The 16,303-nt window shown below is 55.4% G+C and carries 12 protein-coding genes; 9 read left to right on the forward strand and 3 right to left on the reverse strand.

Features of this window, described 5'->3' with window-relative positions; all coding sequences use genetic code 11:
- The first annotated feature begins 73 nt into the window (after positions 1-73).
- From AC23NW_RS19840 to AC23NW_RS19880, 9 genes are all read left to right on the forward strand, one after another.
- Positions 74-937, forward strand: coding sequence for an AAA family ATPase (locus tag AC23NW_RS19840; RefSeq protein ID WP_487451506.1), 864 nt, complete (start codon positions 74-76; stop codon positions 935-937).
- Positions 934-2,070 (forward strand): vWA domain-containing protein, encoded by a 1,137-nt coding sequence (locus tag AC23NW_RS19845; protein ID WP_487451508.1) that lies wholly within the window; start codon positions 934-936, stop codon positions 2,068-2,070. The genes AC23NW_RS19840 and AC23NW_RS19845 overlap by 4 nt, the downstream gene beginning before the upstream one ends.
- Positions 2,071-2,143: 73 nt before the next feature.
- Positions 2,144-3,256, forward strand: a complete 1,113-nt coding sequence (locus AC23NW_RS19850) for an XdhC family protein (protein ID WP_487451510.1) — start codon at positions 2,144-2,146, stop codon at positions 3,254-3,256.
- Positions 3,257-3,394: 138 nt separating this feature from the next.
- A complete protein-coding gene (locus tag AC23NW_RS19855; protein ID WP_293845535.1) occupies positions 3,395-3,844 on the forward strand; it encodes an SRPBCC family protein in 450 nt (149 codons plus the stop codon).
- A gap of 79 nt (positions 3,845-3,923) precedes the next feature.
- The gene (locus AC23NW_RS19860) at positions 3,924-4,400 is read left to right on the forward strand and encodes a (2Fe-2S)-binding protein (RefSeq protein WP_487451512.1); all 477 of its coding nucleotides are present in this window, start codon (positions 3,924-3,926) and stop codon (positions 4,398-4,400) included.
- A gap of 66 nt (positions 4,401-4,466) precedes the next feature.
- Positions 4,467-6,830, forward strand: a complete 2,364-nt coding sequence (locus tag AC23NW_RS19865) for a xanthine dehydrogenase family protein molybdopterin-binding subunit (protein ID WP_487451514.1) — start codon at positions 4,467-4,469, stop codon at positions 6,828-6,830.
- 128 nt (positions 6,831-6,958) lie between these two features.
- Positions 6,959-7,816 carry an FAD binding domain-containing protein gene (locus AC23NW_RS19870; protein WP_487451515.1) on the forward strand — a complete coding sequence of 286 codons (858 nt, stop codon included), beginning with the start codon at positions 6,959-6,961 and terminating at the stop codon, positions 7,814-7,816.
- Positions 7,817-7,897: 81 nt separating this feature from the next.
- Complete coding sequence (locus AC23NW_RS19875) at positions 7,898-9,034, forward strand: cysteine desulfurase family protein (protein WP_487451517.1); 1,137 nt, start codon at positions 7,898-7,900, stop codon at positions 9,032-9,034.
- A gap of 84 nt (positions 9,035-9,118) precedes the next feature.
- Positions 9,119-9,937: a ThuA domain-containing protein gene (locus tag AC23NW_RS19880; protein ID WP_487451519.1), complete on the forward strand. Its 819-nt coding sequence runs from the start codon at positions 9,119-9,121 to the stop codon at positions 9,935-9,937.
- An 89-nt stretch (positions 9,938-10,026) separates the two neighbouring features.
- On the opposite strand, the gene AC23NW_RS19885 is transcribed toward AC23NW_RS19880, so the two are convergent.
- From AC23NW_RS19885 to AC23NW_RS19895, 3 genes are read right to left on the reverse strand one after another with little or no spacing between them, the layout of a single operon-like run.
- Positions 10,027-12,384 (reverse strand): hypothetical protein, encoded by a 2,358-nt coding sequence (locus AC23NW_RS19885; protein WP_487451520.1) that lies wholly within the window; start codon positions 12,382-12,384, stop codon positions 10,027-10,029.
- 3 nt (positions 12,385-12,387) lie between these two features.
- On the reverse strand, positions 12,388-13,515 hold the full coding sequence (locus AC23NW_RS19890; protein WP_487451522.1) for a DUF4249 domain-containing protein: 1,128 nt from the start codon (positions 13,513-13,515) through the stop codon (positions 12,388-12,390).
- 19 nt (positions 13,516-13,534) lie between these two features.
- On the reverse strand, positions 13,535-16,303 hold the full coding sequence (locus tag AC23NW_RS19895; protein WP_487451523.1) for a TonB-dependent receptor: 2,769 nt from the start codon (positions 16,301-16,303) through the stop codon (positions 13,535-13,537).

Genomic DNA, 16,303 nt, shown 5'->3' on the forward strand with positions numbered 1-16,303 from the left:
CGCAATCGTATCCAAAAATCGACTCAAAGTGTAACTTGCGTGTCAACACTCACTTCATAACCCCTTTTCCAACGTGCAACCGTTTCTGCCTGATTCGCCCAACGACATTATGTCGAGCCTCGAAAAACAAGACTATATCACTGATGATGAGCTGGCAACGGCCTTGTTTCTGCTCATCAGACTGGGAAAACCCTGTTTGCTGGAAGGCCCGCCCGGTGTCGGCAAAACTGAAATAGCCCTGGCGCTGGCCCGGTTGCTGGACACTGACCTGATCCGGCTGCAATGCTACGAGGGGCTGGACGTGAACGCCGCCGTGTATGAATGGAATTACCAGAAACAGCTCCTCGGCATCAAACTTCAGGAAAGCGAACACCTGTCGCTGTCTGAAAAGGAAGCCCATATTTTCGGACCGGATTACCTGCTCAAACGGCCGCTCCTTCAGTCGATTACGCATCCTAAACAACCGGTGCTGCTGATTGACGAAATCGACCGGGCCGACGAAGAATTCGAAGCCTATCTGCTCGAACTCCTCTCGGCTTTTCAGATCAGTATTCCCGAACTGGGCACGATAAAAGCAATCCACAAACCGTTTGTGATCCTGACCTCGAACCGGACCCGCGAGCTGAGCGACGCCCTCAAACGGCGCTGCCTCTACCACTGGATCGACTATCCGGACCTGATCAAGGAGATGACGATTGTTAAAAAACGCCTGCCCGATATCGACATCGACCTGCTGGGGCAGGTGGTTGGCTTTGTGCAGAAACTCCGGAAACGGAAACTGGTAAAAATGCCGGGCGTGTCGGAAACCATCGACTGGGCCGAGTCGCTGCTGGCGCTGGGATTCAGCCAGCTGACCGACGAAGCGATTGACCAGACACTGGGCTGCATCCTGAAATCCATCGACGATATTAACCTGATTAAAGCCGGTAATCCATGAAATCAGACGCGGCCAACATCACCGAAGCGATTGTGGGCTTTGCGCAGTTTGCCCGGCAAAACGGCCTGAACGTCGGCATTCAGGAAACGCAGGAAGCGCTGCACGCCGCCCGGCTTGGCCTGCTGACCGAACGGGTCGGGTATCAGCATGCGCTGCGCCTGTTATTCTGCCAGTCGCCCGAAGAACGTCAGCGGTTTGATGAGTTGTATGCGCAGTTCTGGCAGCTGGGCGTAACGCGGCATATCGAAGATAAAAAGCCGGTCAGCGAACCGGCACAGGTAACGAAAAAAGGGACCGGCTCCGTAGTGTTTATGGGCAAAGGCCGCCAACCTGGTGCCGACGACGAGGAAGACGGGCAGAACGTATCGGGCGCCAATGCGGAAGAGCGACTCCGCAACATGGATTTTGCCCGGCTCAACGACGTCGAAGCGGCCCTGCTCGAAGAACTTGCCCGCAAGCTGTTCGGGCAGATGGCGCTGCGGTTACGGCGACGCCATAAGGACGGCCACCGCACCGGTCCGCTGCACCTGCGCCGGATTATCAGGAAAGGCCTCGGCACCGGCGGAGACATGATCAGCCTGTTCCGGAAATCGCCTAAACCACGCCGGCAACGGCTCATTGTGCTGCTCGACGTGAGCGGCTCTATGGACAAATACAGCTTTTTCCTGCTGCGGTTTGTAGTGGCGCTGCGCGAAAACTTCCGCCAGCTCGAAGCCTTTATTTTCAGTACGACCCTGCTGCGTATTACACCGGCCATTCAGCACCAACACCTTGATCAGTTGCTCATTACCCTGTCGCAGCAGGTTGATAACTGGTCAAGCGGCACAAAGATCGGCGAGTGCCTGCAAACCTTTAACGAGCAGTTCGGGAAACGCACCCTGAACGGCTCTCCTACCGTGGTTATTCTGAGCGACGGCCTCGATACCGGACCGCCTGAATTGCTGGCCACGGAACTGGAAAAAATCCGGCGGCGTTCACGCAAAGTCATTTGGCTGAACCCCCTTAAAGGTTCGCCGGTTTACCAGCCACTGGCACGGGGCATGAAAGCCGCCCTGCCCTCGGTCACTACCTTCCGGTCGGCCCACAGTCTGGACAGTCTGCTGGAGCTGGAACGTATCCTGGCACAGGTCTGAGGCTGTGCAGCCCCATCCGGCCGTGTGCGGCAGATCATTGAACAAAATCAGCATAAAATTTACTTTTGCTTTTATGAAAGAGATTAAAGCCATCATTGACGCCTACGATGCGATTGATCATACGACTACCAAATCGGCGCTGGCAACCGTCGTGCGGGTTGAAGGGTCGTCTTACCGGCGTGCCGGTGCCCGGATGCTCATCATGGATAACGGTGTCTGGGTTGGTGGCATCAGCGGCGGCTGTCTGGAAGGCGATGCCCTGAAACGCGCACGGCTCGCCATTGCGCAATCGTCGCCGAGCCTGGTCACGTACGATACGACCGAGGACGATGCCCACCAGATTGGCGTCGGCCTGGGCTGTAACGGCATCATTGACGTGCTGATTACGCCCCTCCAGGCCGGTTCGCCGAATGCGGTTGACCTGCTGCGCACCTGCGTTGAACAACCCAGACAAGCCCATATCCTGCTGACAATCACCCGTCTGAAAGGGTCTGTAAACGGCCTGCAACTGGGGGCTATGGTGCCCTATGCCGGAGCCGATAGTCTGGCCGTATTCGGGGATAACGGTGTTCAGGAAGCCATTCAGACAGGCATCCGGACATCTATCGACAAGAAGAAGTCGGGACCGGCTTCGTTTGACCTGCCCGACGGCCGTGAGCTGGAGCTGTTTATAGAGATCATGCCTCCCCTCACCCATGTGGTACTGATGGGGCAGCAGTACGATGTCTACCCGATGGTCCGGATCATAAAAGAGCTCGGCTGGCAGGCTACCGTTGTCGCCAACAAACAGAAAGTTACCCAGACATTATTCGCCGCCGCCGATGCCATTGTGTCGCCCGATGCGTTTGAGGAATTGACGATTGACGACCACACAGCTATTATTCTGATGGCCCACGATTTCAAAACCGATAAGAATAACCTGCCGAAGGCGATGGCAACCAATGCGGCATTTATCGGCATTCTCGGGCCACGCGTCCGGACGGAGAAAATGCTGAAGGAACTGGCGGCCGAAGGACGGGCCGTAACGCTGAACGACCGCATTCACGCACCGGTCGGGCTTGACATCGGTGCCGTTTCGCCGGAAGAGATCTCGCTGTCGATCATTGCCGAAATCCGGGCCGACCTCTCGGGCCGTGACGGGTCGTTTCTGCGCCTCCGGCAGTCGACTATTCACGAGCGTGACTAAACAATGCTACCGGAAAGTTGAACGATCCTATCATTTTAGACAAGAATAAGAAAATTTAATCCTTAAATAATTACAAATACTCACCTTTTCGTTTACATTTATCGGACGACTATTTCGGTTCTTAACTGACGCGTACCGATGGATTTATCAGGAAGCCATACATTACCTGCCTCCGCAACCCATATCTGGGATATGCTTATGAATCCGGATACACTGGCCAAAGTGACTCCGGGAATTTCCCGCCTCGAGCTTGAAAGCGAAGGCGTTTATAAGGCCATTGCCGAAGTCAAGATCGGCCCGGTCAACGGCAAATTTGAAGGCCGTGCTGAAGTGGCTGATCCGGTAGCACCGGAAAGCTTTACGCTGAAGGTGGTGCAGAACAGCAAAATCGGCAACGTTGCGGCCGATATCCGGATGCACCTCAAACCGGTCTCCGACAGCGAAACCGAACTTTCCTTCGACGGGAAAGCCGATATGTCCGGCTTGCTGGCCCGTACCGGCAACCGGGTTATGAGCGGGGTAGCCAATACGCTTACCAAGCAGTTTTTCAGCAATTTCGAGAAAGAACTTGCCGCACAGGGCGCCTGATATCCGGACCGGATACCCGCGCCCTGTGCCGGTTTTATCACCATCCATAATCCTAATACGTCTTAATCCTTAGCTAGTTATGTCAACAATATCAGTAACCGTTAACGGAAAGTCCTATACGAAAGATGTTGAAGGCCGTACGCTGCTTGTGCACTTTCTGCGTGATACGCTCGGCCTGACGGGCACTCACGTAGGCTGCGACACCAGCAGTTGCGGTGCCTGCACCATCCACCTCGACGGGAAAGCTGTTAAATCATGCAGCATGCTGGCGGCCCAGGCCGATGGCAGCACCATTACCACCATTGAGGGACTGGCACGCGAAGGTGAGCTGCACCCGCTTCAGGTCGCCTTTAACGATGAGCATGGCCTGCAATGCGGCTTTTGCACACCTGGCATGATCATGACGGCCGCCGATTTACTGAGCCAGAATCCGAATCCGACCGAGCGCGAAATCCGCGAAGGGCTGGAAGGAAACATTTGTCGCTGCACAGGCTACCACAACATCGTCCGCGCCATTCAGCTGGCGGCCGAACGCACTGCGGAAGTACCTGCCTAAACCTGTTGAGGAACGAGGTACGACTCCCGTCCTTGTTCAAACCCTCAAGCCTTCAATCAGTCAACCATGAGCAACAAATTCATTGGCAAATCCGTAAAGCGCATTGAAGATAAGCGCTTTACAACCGGCAAAGGCCGTTATACTGACGATATTGTGCTGCCGGGCATGACCCATGCCTTCATGCTTCGCAGCCCCTACGCACACGCCCGCATCAACCGCATCGACACTTCTGAAGCCGAAGCGATGGAGGGTGTGGTTGCCATCATTACGGGCGAGGAAGTAAGCCACTACAGTGTGCCGTGTGGCTGGCAGGTGAACTTCAAAAACGGCGATACCATGAAGGAGCCGCCGCACCCGCTGCTGGTCAAAGACAAGGTACGGCACGTGGGCGACGCGGTGGCGATGGTCATTGCCGAAACCCGCGAACAGGCGCAGGATGCCGCCGAAGCCATTATTGTTGATTACGAGGTGCTGCCCGCCGTTGTCAACGCCGCCGAAGCCGTAAAAGCCGGTGCTCCCCTCGTTCACGACGATGTACCGAACAACATTTGCTTCGACTGGGAAATCGGGAACCCGAAAGCCGAAGTCGACGAAGCCATGGCCGGTGCGCACCACATTACATCCCTGGAATTTGTGAACCAGCGCGTGTCGCCGAATGCAATGGAACCCCGCAGCTATATCGGGCATTACGACAGCGTTTACGATAAATATACCCTGTACACCTCAACCCAGAACCCGCACCTGATCCGGCTGCTGATGTGCGCCTTCGTGCTGGGTCTGCCCGAGCATAAGGTACGGGTGGTCGGACCGGACGTAGGGGGTGGTTTCGGCAGCAAAATCTACCACTATACCGAGGAGGCGCTGGTGACGGTAGCCGCTAAAAAAATTAACCGGCCGGTGAAGTGGACCGAAACCCGGTCGGAAGCGTTCCAGACCGACGCCCACGGCCGTGACCACGTAACCCATGCCGAAATGGGCTTCGATGCAGAAGGTAAAATCGTTGGCCTGCGGATTAAAACCTTCGCTAACCTCGGTGCCTACCTGTCGACGTTCTCGACAGCCGTGCCGACCTATCTGCATGGTACACTGTTGCAGGGTTTGTACACGACGCCGAAGATTCACCTCGACATGACCTGTGCGTTTACGCATACCACGGCAGTCGATGCGTATCGGGGAGCCGGGCGACCGGAAGCTACGTATCTGCTGGAACGACTAATGGACCTGTCTGCCCACGAAATGGGCATGGACCCGGCCGAGCTGCGCCTGAAAAACTTTATTCCGCCGTTCGACGGGGTGGAGCAGCCGGGCTATCAGACCAACGTGGCACTGCAATACGACTCGGGTAACTACCACGGCGTACTGGAACGCGGTCTGCAAATGCTTGGCTATGAAGACTTTCGGAAGGCACAGCAGGAAGCTCTGGCCACCGGTAAGCTGCTGGGCGTTGGTTTTTCGACCTACATTGAAGCCTGCGGTATTGCGCCGTCGGCGGTGGTGGGTTCGCTGGGAGCCCGCGCCGGTCTGTATGAAGTCGGGCAGGTCAGGGTGCAGCCAACCGGCAAAGTCAGTGTCTTTACGGGTGCTCACTCACACGGGCAGGGCCACGAAACAACCTTTGCGCAGGTGGTTGCCGACAGGTTAGGCATTCCGATGGAAGACGTCGATATCATCCACGGTGACTCCGATACGGTAGCCTTTGGTATGGGCACCTACGGCTCCCGTTCGCTGGCCGTCGGTGGTAGTGCCATTATGAAGTCGCTGGACAAAATCATCGAGAAAGGCGCTAAAATTGCCGCCCATAAACTTGAATGCTCGGAAGAAGATATCGTGTTTGCCGACGGGAAGTTTACCGTGACCGGTACCGACCGCAGTCTGGGCTTCGGCGATATTGCGCTGACGGCATATGTACCGCATGTCTATCCGCAGAACCTCGAACCAGGTCTGGATTTCAGCAGCTTCTACGACCCGAAAAACTTTACGTACCCGTATGGCTGCCACATCTGTGTGGTTGAGGTAGACAAGGAAACCGGTGAAACAAAAGTGAAGCGATTCATTGCGGTAGACGACGTGGGCACGGTCATCAACCCGATGATTGTCGACGGACAGATTCACGGCGGTCTGGCGCAGGGTATCGGGCAGGCGTTGATGGAAGGCGTTGAATATGACGAGACCGGGCAGCTGATCAACGGCAGTTACATGGACTACACCATGCCGCGCGCCGACGACTTCCCGATGTTTGAGCTGGATCGGCAGGAGACACCGTGTCCGCACAACCCGCTGGGTGTCAAAGGTGCCGGCGAAGCAGGCTGTATCGGTTCAACGCCGGCTGCCGTCAACGCCGTCATCGACGCCCTCTGGTCAGGCGGATTCAAGGTCAAGGACATCAAAATGCCCCTCACCTCCGAACGCGTCTGGAGAGCGATGAATTAATTTGTGATTGAGCGGCCGCTGTGCGGCAATTGAGTGATTGAGTGAAGGTTTACCGCTTCTTCGCTCAGGCACCACGCAGCAGCCACACAACCACTAAATCACTCAATCACGAAATCACTCAATACCTCATGATACCTCAAAAAGTTGACTATAAACGGGCGGGGTCGGTAGCGGAGGCATTAGGTCTGCTGAGCGCCAATCCGGACGCCAAAATTCTGGCGGGGGGCCATAGCCTGATTCCGGCCATGAAATTACGCCTCAACAGCCCCTCGCTGCTGATCGATATTGCCCGCATTCCGGAGCTGCGGTTTATCCATGAGCAGGACGGCGGGGTAAAAATCGGGGCGGCCAGTACGCACCACGATATTGTTTCGAACGCGACCATCCGTGAGCTGTATCCGGCCATGGCCGAAGCCGGTGAACTGATCGGCGACACGCAGGTGCGGAACGTCGGCACCATCGGCGGCAGCATCGCCCACGCCGATCCCTCGGCCGACTGGCCGGCGGTACTGCTGGCACTCGGCGCAACGATCCATGTCGAAGGACCGGCCGGCGCGCACGATGTACCGGCACCGGAGTTTTTTACGGGCTTTTTCAGCACGTCGCTGGAAGAAGGCGAAATCGTGACGGCCATTACGCTGCCGGCCCCGTCGGCCGCGCACCAGTCGTCGTACAAGAAGTTTATGCAGCCCGCCTCCCGCTTTGCCATTGTCGGCTGTGCGGTGGCAATTGTTGCCGACGGCGGTACCATCACCGATGCGAAGGTAGCCTTTACCGGCGTATCAGATGCCGCATTCCTGGACGAGGCCGTGGCGTCGGCCCTGATCGGGCAACCGGCTATTCCGGAAACCATCGAAGCCGCTGCCAACGCCGCCGCTGAGGGCGATATACACATTAACGAAGATCATTTTGCCTCCCAGGCTTACCGTAAGCATCTGGCGAAAGTCTATGCCAAACGGGCGCTTATGGAGGCTTGCGGCCTATAAATTTCCTAATCTAGAGAAGTGTTTAACCGTGCGGGGATTTCCCTGCACGGTTATTTTGTTACAGTGCTATATTTTCGTCTTATGGATTACCCGGTTTACCTCGACTACAACGCAACGACTCCTGTCGATCCGCAGGTGCTCGATACCATGCTGCCCTTTTTCAGTACGCATTTCGGCAATGCTGCCTCCCGTACGCATGTGTATGGTCTTAAAGCCGAAGCGGCAGTAGATACTGCCCGCGAACAACTGGCTGAGCTGATCGGCGCCACGCCCAAAGAAATCGTATTTACCAGCGGTGCTACCGAGTCGATCAATCTGGCGATCAAGGGGTTTTATGAGGCGAACCAGCATCGGGGCAATCACCTGATCACGGTGGCTACGGAGCACAAAGCGGTCCTCGACACCTGCCACCACCTCGAACAACTGGGGGCAGAGATCACCTACCTCCTGCCCGACAGCGATGGACTGATCAGCCGTGAACAGCTTGACGCCGCCCTCAAACCCACAACGATTCTTATTTCGGTCATGCTGGCGAACAACGAAACCGGCGTTATCCAGCCGCTTCAGGATCTGGCCGGACTGGCGCAGGAACGCGGGATTGCCTTTCATACCGACGCAACCCAGGCTGTGGGAAAACTGCCCGTTAACCTGCGGAAACTGCCGGTTGATCTGCTGAGTTTGTCGGGGCACAAGCTGTATGGTCCCAAAGGCGCCGGTGCGCTGTACATCCGCAAGGGCATTTCGCTTACGGCCCAGCAGGACGGTGGCCACCACGAGCGCAACCGCCGGTCGGGTACGCTGAACGTGCCGGGCATTGTCGGCTTAGGCAAGGCTGCGGCCCTGTGCGATGCACTCCTGTTCGACGAAGTGCAGCGGCTGGCCGCTTTACGTGATCAGCTCGAAGCGGGTATTCTGCACCAGGTTCCGGGCACTCACGTGAACGGAAGCCGGACGCACCGGCTGGCGAATACCACCAACATCAGTTTCGGGGGCGTTGACGGTGAGGTGCTGCTGATGAGCCTGAATGCCATTGCCGTATCCAACGGTTCGGCCTGTAACTCGGCCTCGACCGAGCCGTCATACGTACTGAAAGCCCTGAACCTTTCCGACGATCTGGCTTATAGTTCGGTCCGGTTCAGCCTCGGCCGCTTCACAACGGAGGCCGATATTGCCCTGGCGATTGAGCATGTAACGGAGGTCGTGGCGCGTCTGCGGTAAGAACAGTAGAACGGGATGCCATCTCGTTTTACATAGCTGACAGGTTCACTCAACCGCAAATCGCTCAACCACTCAATATCCCTGATGCCACGATTTTTACTGACGGCCTTTCTGCTGTGTCTGTCCCTTTTCACAGCCGCCGCGCCAAAACCCAAATTCAGTGTAATTGCCTTTTTTACAGGGAAAAACGATCAGGCACACGTCAGCTATGTGCGGGAAGCCAACCGCTGGTTTCCGCAGATGGCGGAGAAATATCATTTCCGGTACGACACCACCAGTAACTGGAACAACCTGAACCCGCAGTTCCTGGCCAATTATCAGGTTGTTTTGTTTCTGGACACCCGCCCCGAAGCACCGGCGCAGCGGCAGGCTTTTCAGGAGTACATGGATAAGGGCGGGGCATGGATGGGCTTCCACTTTGCAGCCTTCGCCCTAACGCCGTCGAAATATGCGCAGGACTGGGACTGGTACCACAACCGGTTTCTGGGCTCGGGACAGTACAAAAGCAATACCTGGCGGCCTACATCGGCCGTTCTCCGCGTCGAAGACCCGAAGCATCCGGCGGTGAAAAAACTCCCCGAAACCTTCACCTCATCGCCTAACGAGTGGTACCGCTGGGAACATGACCTGACCAAAAATCCGGATATCAACATTCTGCTGGCGATCGATCCGGCGAGTTTTCCGCTGGGAACCGGCCCGAAACAGCACGAAATCTGGCATAGCGGCTATTACCCCGTTGTCTGGACCAACCGGAAGTACCGGATGATCTACGTCAACATGGGCCATAATGACATTGATTACGAAGGCAAAACCAATAAGGAGCTGTCGTTTACCTTTGAGAATCCGACGCAGAATAAACTGATTGTGGAAAGTTTGCTGTGGCTGGGAAAAGGAAGACGGTAAGTTAAAACTACCCGAGGCAGCTTACCTTAACTTCCAGGAAGTTCAGAACCTCCTGGAAGTTAAGGTAAGCTGACCTGAACCAGACAGTATTACTTCACTAAACCCTTCACCTCAAACCACGTCCGCTGCGTACCGGCCTGGCCATTGACAGAAAGGCCGTGGACTTCGATCAGGTAGCGGCCGTCCTGGTCAGAGGTAAAGAAATCAATCTGCCCTTCGCGGCTGACCGTCACCGACGGGTTCCAGTACAGCAATGTGCGGGCGTCCGGCATACGGGTCAGCTGCTGATTCTGCGTCTCGTAACGCGGCGCATAAAACTCGCGCGGGATCTGCAACCCGTCATATTCCTGTTTCAGCAGGCGTTCATCGAGCGGGTAGCCCGACAAATCACCCTTGTAGGTAATAAAGCTCACAATACCCGAAAACATGTTCGGGCCGAGGAAATAGCGGTTGGTCACTACATCCAGCTGTTTTACTTTCAGCGGGCTGTAGGCCATCAGCTTGTCCATATCCTGCACCGGCACACCATCAATCATCACCACCGACGGCTCCTCGAAAAACTCCTTATACGGCAGGTTCAGTACCATCAGCCGGAACTTGCCCTGCCGTTTTCGTGGTGCTACGCCGGGCACATACTCCCGCAATACCTCTTCCATGGCCGGAAAACGTGTATAGGCATCCAGCAGGTACGATTCCGACGGCTTACCGTAAAAAGCAGCACTGTCGATCTGCGGCAGACGGTACCGGATCATGCGCTCATTCCAGTACGTTGCCTGCACCTGCATGGCTACGCTCCGGTTTTCCAGCACCCCTGTGTGCGACTGATCAATGGCCATCGCCGGTAGTTTAGTCCGGGCGGCGTCTGCCAGAAACGGACTGTTGATGCTAACCTTCAGCAAGCTGTCTACGGCGTCTGACGGCTGCGCCATGATGGTGCGTGGTCCGTAAAAATCCTTTGTTTCAAAGACCAGCCGGCCGGTTGAATCACTCCGTGAGGTGAACAGCCGAATCGGCTTACCCGGCGTCGACAGATAGGCCCCGCGGCCGGCTACCGGCTTGTTTGTACGCGGGTCAGTCAGTTTACCTTCCACAATCAGCCCGTGAATTTCAGGCAGATAAGCAGCCTGCTCCTGGCTTTTACCGGTCAGTATATCCTCCCATCTGAACCGCCGCCAGCCGTGGGTCAGCATCAGGTTATCAACGGCTTTGTTTACCGCCGGACCTTCGGTCTGTACATAATAGGACGGTTCTTCAACAGCGCCGCGCAGGTCTGATGACATCAGCAGATAGGTCTGAATATCCGCCGAGGTCAGTGACGGTATCGAGTCAACCCGGTAAACAGCCACCGATAAATTAGCGGGCGACGGCGTACCGAGGCTTACGTTAACTTTTGTCCGGGCCGCGTATTGCTCCTTATCGGTTTTGGCCTGGATAGCCAGAGCCGTTGCCGGACGGCGGAAGTATAACCGTTCGCAAACCGGCTTCCGCGCGGCGTCAAACAGGGTCAGGTGCGAAACCCCTTCGCCGAGTGCATCCTTGTTGATAACAAACGTAGCTTCCTGCTGCACGGTGCGCATTTCTGCAAATTTGGCCTGCTGCCGGGTATGGGCCAGTAAATACACCACCGACGCATCGGCGGCATTTGTCCTGACCGTAACCTTAACCTGATTCGAACCGGCCTCTTCGACCTGCATCGCGTATCCCCGTTCGTATACCGTCGGGAACGCATGGCTCGTTGAGCGCCCCTGCCCGTCCTTTACCACGACGCGGTAGGTACTGCCCGCTGCGGGGGTAAACGTAAAGCTGCCGATGCCAAACCGCTCCGGCTGAAAACGCGCCACGGTATCGGACCCGTTCACCACTGCCCCCTGAAACGGAACACCATGTCCGGACGCGTCAGTTACGCGGAAAGCCACCCGCGAAGGCAGCCCCTGCACCAGATTGCCGCCTTCCGGAAATAACTGCACATCGTATCCGGCATTTTTCGCCAGCGCAGGCAGCCCGAGCTTACGGAATGGGTTAACGATGGTTACCGGTTTTTCGAAGAAATAATCAGCCCCGGCATTTTTCATCCAGTTGGTATACGCACGGACAATGTAATTGCCCGAATTCAGCGAGGCCGGTAAAAACAAGGCCCCGTCGCCCTTGCCTGCTGCCAGCCCGACTTTGGCCTGAAGCACAGCATGCTGTTCGCTGTCGAGTATTTCGAGATAGGCTACCTTGCTGAGGTCAAGCGGGCGGTGGAACGTGCCGTCGACATAGTACAGCTTAAACCACATGGTTTCGCCCACCATATACACCGGCCGGTCAACGTGAACAAACAGTTTCTCCTGAATGTGCTGCCGGCTAAACTGGTCAAACCGCTGTTTGATGGTATTCAGGCCATCCTGTTGCGCAGACGCCCGTAAACCCGTAATGATCAACAGCGTAACAAATAAATATCTCATGGTCTACTGGTTCCAGAATGACGGTTTAACGTTGGTGCCTCGCAAACGGCAATCAACACATATTTCCTGACCGGTTTCATAGGTGCCGTCCGGCAAATCAATGACCGGGATCTGGCCCGGATACTTGTTATCAATCAGCTCCTTAGCGGTCAGCGTATCTTTTACACAGTCTTCGTAGCCGGTTTTGGTCGGCCAGTACGGCAGTTCCATCCGGCGGATAAACATCCGTTTCGTCGTTACGGTACCGGCACTAAAATAGCCCAGCGCCGGTTCACCCGGATTGGTCAGGTTCTGGATATTACCCGTTACCTGGGTTGGCTGCGGGTCAAAGAGTGTACCGATGCTCTCGGTTGTTTTGCCCAGTTGTTCCCAGTACTGATAGGCGTCCTGCGTCAGGGCATATTGTTTTACCAGAATGCTGTAGCGAGAACCGATTTTGATCGAATACCCGGGTATGTATGTAAGCGGCATCTGATGAATCACATCCTCGCTCAGCTTTGCGGATGAGTTAATGAGAATATTCCGCGATTTTTCGCCGTTCCAGCAGGTAAAAATATCATTCTGCCGCTGTATAATCTGCTTATTCTTTACCTCGTACGACGAAAACCAGGCCGAGTAAAACTCCCAGGTTTCTTCATACTCCCAGCGGTAATTACGGGTCTTGCCGGCAGCATCGTGCGTATCCACGTAAATCCGGATACCATCGCTTTCGGCTTTCCAGTTTACCTGATCAATGGCCGGGCTTGCTTTAAACGCAACCATGTCGGACAGGTATTCCACCCCGCGGCTTGTTTTGATCCGAAGCCGGAAGGTTTCTCCCGTCTGGCTGGGCACGCCGGTATAAGAATACACCCCGTTGGTCACTTCCTTTAAACTGTATTTCAGGTTCCGGCTGCTTTCGATGGTCACCGTGGCCTTGGTTTCCAGGGTCGGCGCTTTGGCATCGGTCAGGTTTTGCGACCGCGACAGCTTAAAGGTCGTTACGGCTCCGGCGGCAATGTCCAGAAACCCGTCGACAACCAGATAGCTGGCCGGTGCTGTAATTTCGGGTGGGCGGTACGGATCAACGCACCCGCCCATGAGGAGAATAAACAACCAGCCGAGTAATTGTTGTGTATGCTTGGTTTTCATAATCGCTTACGGGACAGGTTTAAAATTTAAAGTTATACGTCACAGACGGGATTGGCTGGCCGAAAATCGACAGCTTATACCCACGAACCCCGCCATTTTCTGACTTGAAGTAAATCGAATAGGCATTCCGGCGACCGGTCAGGTTATAGATCGAAATCGTCCATGAGCTATGGGCCAGCTTCTTCACCTTGTGGTTGCCTTCGATGTTCATCGCAAAGTCGGTCCGGAAATAGTCCGGAATCCGGTACTGGTTCCGCTCCGAATACAGCAGGCGCTGTGCTTCGCCAAGGGTGTATTTGGCCAGCGGCAACGTAATCGGGCGACCGGTGCTGTAGGTCATATTGATCGAAATACTGAACCGGCGGCTGAACCGGTAATTGCCGATCATGGTCACATCATGTGGTTTGTCGTAGTTGCTCGGGTAGTATTTGCCCTGATTAATGACTTCACCAACCTGCGTGCCTGTTGTCCGCAGGAACGTGCGGGCGTAGGTATAGCTGATCCAGCCGTTTAGTTTACCGGTCAGTTTTTTCGCCATCAGCTCAACCCCGTAGGCCTTTCCTTCGGCATTGACCACATCGGTTTCAATATGGTGGTTCAGGATCAGCACGGCTCCGCTCCGGTAATCGATCAGGTTCTGCATCGTTTTATAATACCCCTCAGCAGACAGCTCAATCGTGTTGGCTTTCAGGTTTTTATAAATACCCAGCGAGTACTGATCGCCGACCTGCGGCCGGATGTGGCTGTCGCTCAGCTTCCAGATGTCGGTCGGGGCAATAACGGTGGTATTCGACAGCATCTGAATGTACTGGCGCATCCGGTTAAAGCTTGCCTTGATCGACGAGTTTTCACTCAGTACATACCGTGCCGAGAACCGGTATTCCGGCCCGTGGTAGGTCTGAATTGGTTTGTTGGCCGCATACGAAACGGTATCAACGATGTTGGTGGTGGTCACCGGCAGGCCCGGCGCATAGGCAAAGACCGACTTCGGCCCGAGATAGCTGTAGAGCGAATAGCGGAGCCCGAAGCTGAGCGACAACCGCTGGTTGATGTCGTAGCGGTCGCCGACGTAGACAGCACTCTCAACCGCCTGCTCGGCCGGTACGCGGTCCGACGCCACCAGCGACTCGTTGCCCCGCGGCAGGTAGGTGCCCGGCTGCAGCTGGTAGTACGTAGAGCTCACCCCAAAATCAATGGTATGTTTCGGATTCGGGAAATAGTTGAAATCCGCTTTTACCATCTTCTGGTTAATGCCGAAATCAAGATCGTAGGCATTAACCGGATTACGGTCTGCCGACACGTTGTACTTATACTGGCTCACCCCGCCCGTGAAAACGCTGTACAGCTTGTTGTTGAACAGGTGTTTCCATTTCAGCGTCAGGTTCTGATTCCGGTAATTATAGGCCGTATCGCTGTTCAGCCGGAAATAATCCTGGCTCAGGTAACCGGTCAGGTAAACCGTATTTTTGTTGTTGTAGTCGTGCGTAATGTGCACGTTCACATCATAGAAGTTGGCGCGGCTGTTGCGGAACGTACTTACCGGCACCTGCTTCAGCAGCCAGCTCGAATACGAGGAACGGCCGCCGATAATAAACGACGTTTTGTCTTTCAGGATCGGCCCTTCCAGTGTCAGACGGCCTGTCAGCAGGCCCAGACCACCCGAGCCGCCGAATTTTTTCTTATTGCCGTCGCGCGTCATCACTTCCAGCACCGACGACAGGCGGCCGCCGTACCGCGACGGGATACCGCTTTTGTAAAGTTCAACGCTCTTGATCACATCCGGGTTAAAGGCCGAGAAAAAGCCGAACAGGTGTGAGGTATTGTAGATGGTGGCGTCGTTATACAGAATCAGGTTCTGGTCGGTAGCACCACCCCGTACGTTCAGGCCGGTCGAACTTTCGCCCACCGACTTCACCCCCGGCAGCGTCATGACTACCCGCAGCAGGTCGGTTTCACCCAGCGCCGTCGGTACCTGCTTCATGGTCCGGATATCGACCCGCTCCTGCCCCATTTGCAGGCCCGATACGTTGACGTCCTTTTCGGCGGCAATCACAACCTCTTTGAGCGGAATCACGTCGTCTTCCATGTTCATATCCAGTGAGCCATCGCCGTACAGGATAATCTGCCGCTGCGTATCTTTCATGCCGACACTGCGGAGTTTCAGCGCATGCCGCCCGCGCGGCAACGTAAATGAGTAATAACCAAACTGATCGGTTGACGTACCGATGCGCGGATTGTCGATATAAACGGCCGCACCGACAATCGGTTCACCCGATGCCTGGTTCCGGACATAACCGGCCACCGTGGCGCGGCCGGGCCGGATCGGGTTTGTCCGTTTGCCGACTTCATAGATTTTTGTTTCAGGCGCCACGATCTGCTTCCGGCTTTCGGTCAGGTACGCGTTGGCTGTCGAATCGTCTTTACCGGCCGCGTTTCCGCGGTCAAAAAAGTCGATGGGAAGATTGGTCCGGATCGGACGGTTTACGGTAATGTATACACGTTTCCGGGCGTCAATCGCATACTGAAACAGCGTCCCGTTAAAGAGCTGCTGGAGTACGTTGCTCAGCGGCTTACGGTCGACATTCAGGTTTACGACCACACTATCAAGTTCGCCGGGCCGGTAGTAGAACCGGTAGGGTGTAGCCTGTTCAACGGTGCGGGCAAACTGTTCAAATTTCACATTTGTAAAGTTGCCGCTGACCAGATCCTGTCCGGACTGACCAAATCCCGTCAGATTAAAGGCAAATACAAAAAAGGCAAGTAAGGCGAGACGGTAAAAATGGCTCAT

It is taken from the genome of Arsenicibacter sp. R0_47, from assembly GCF_057652235.1.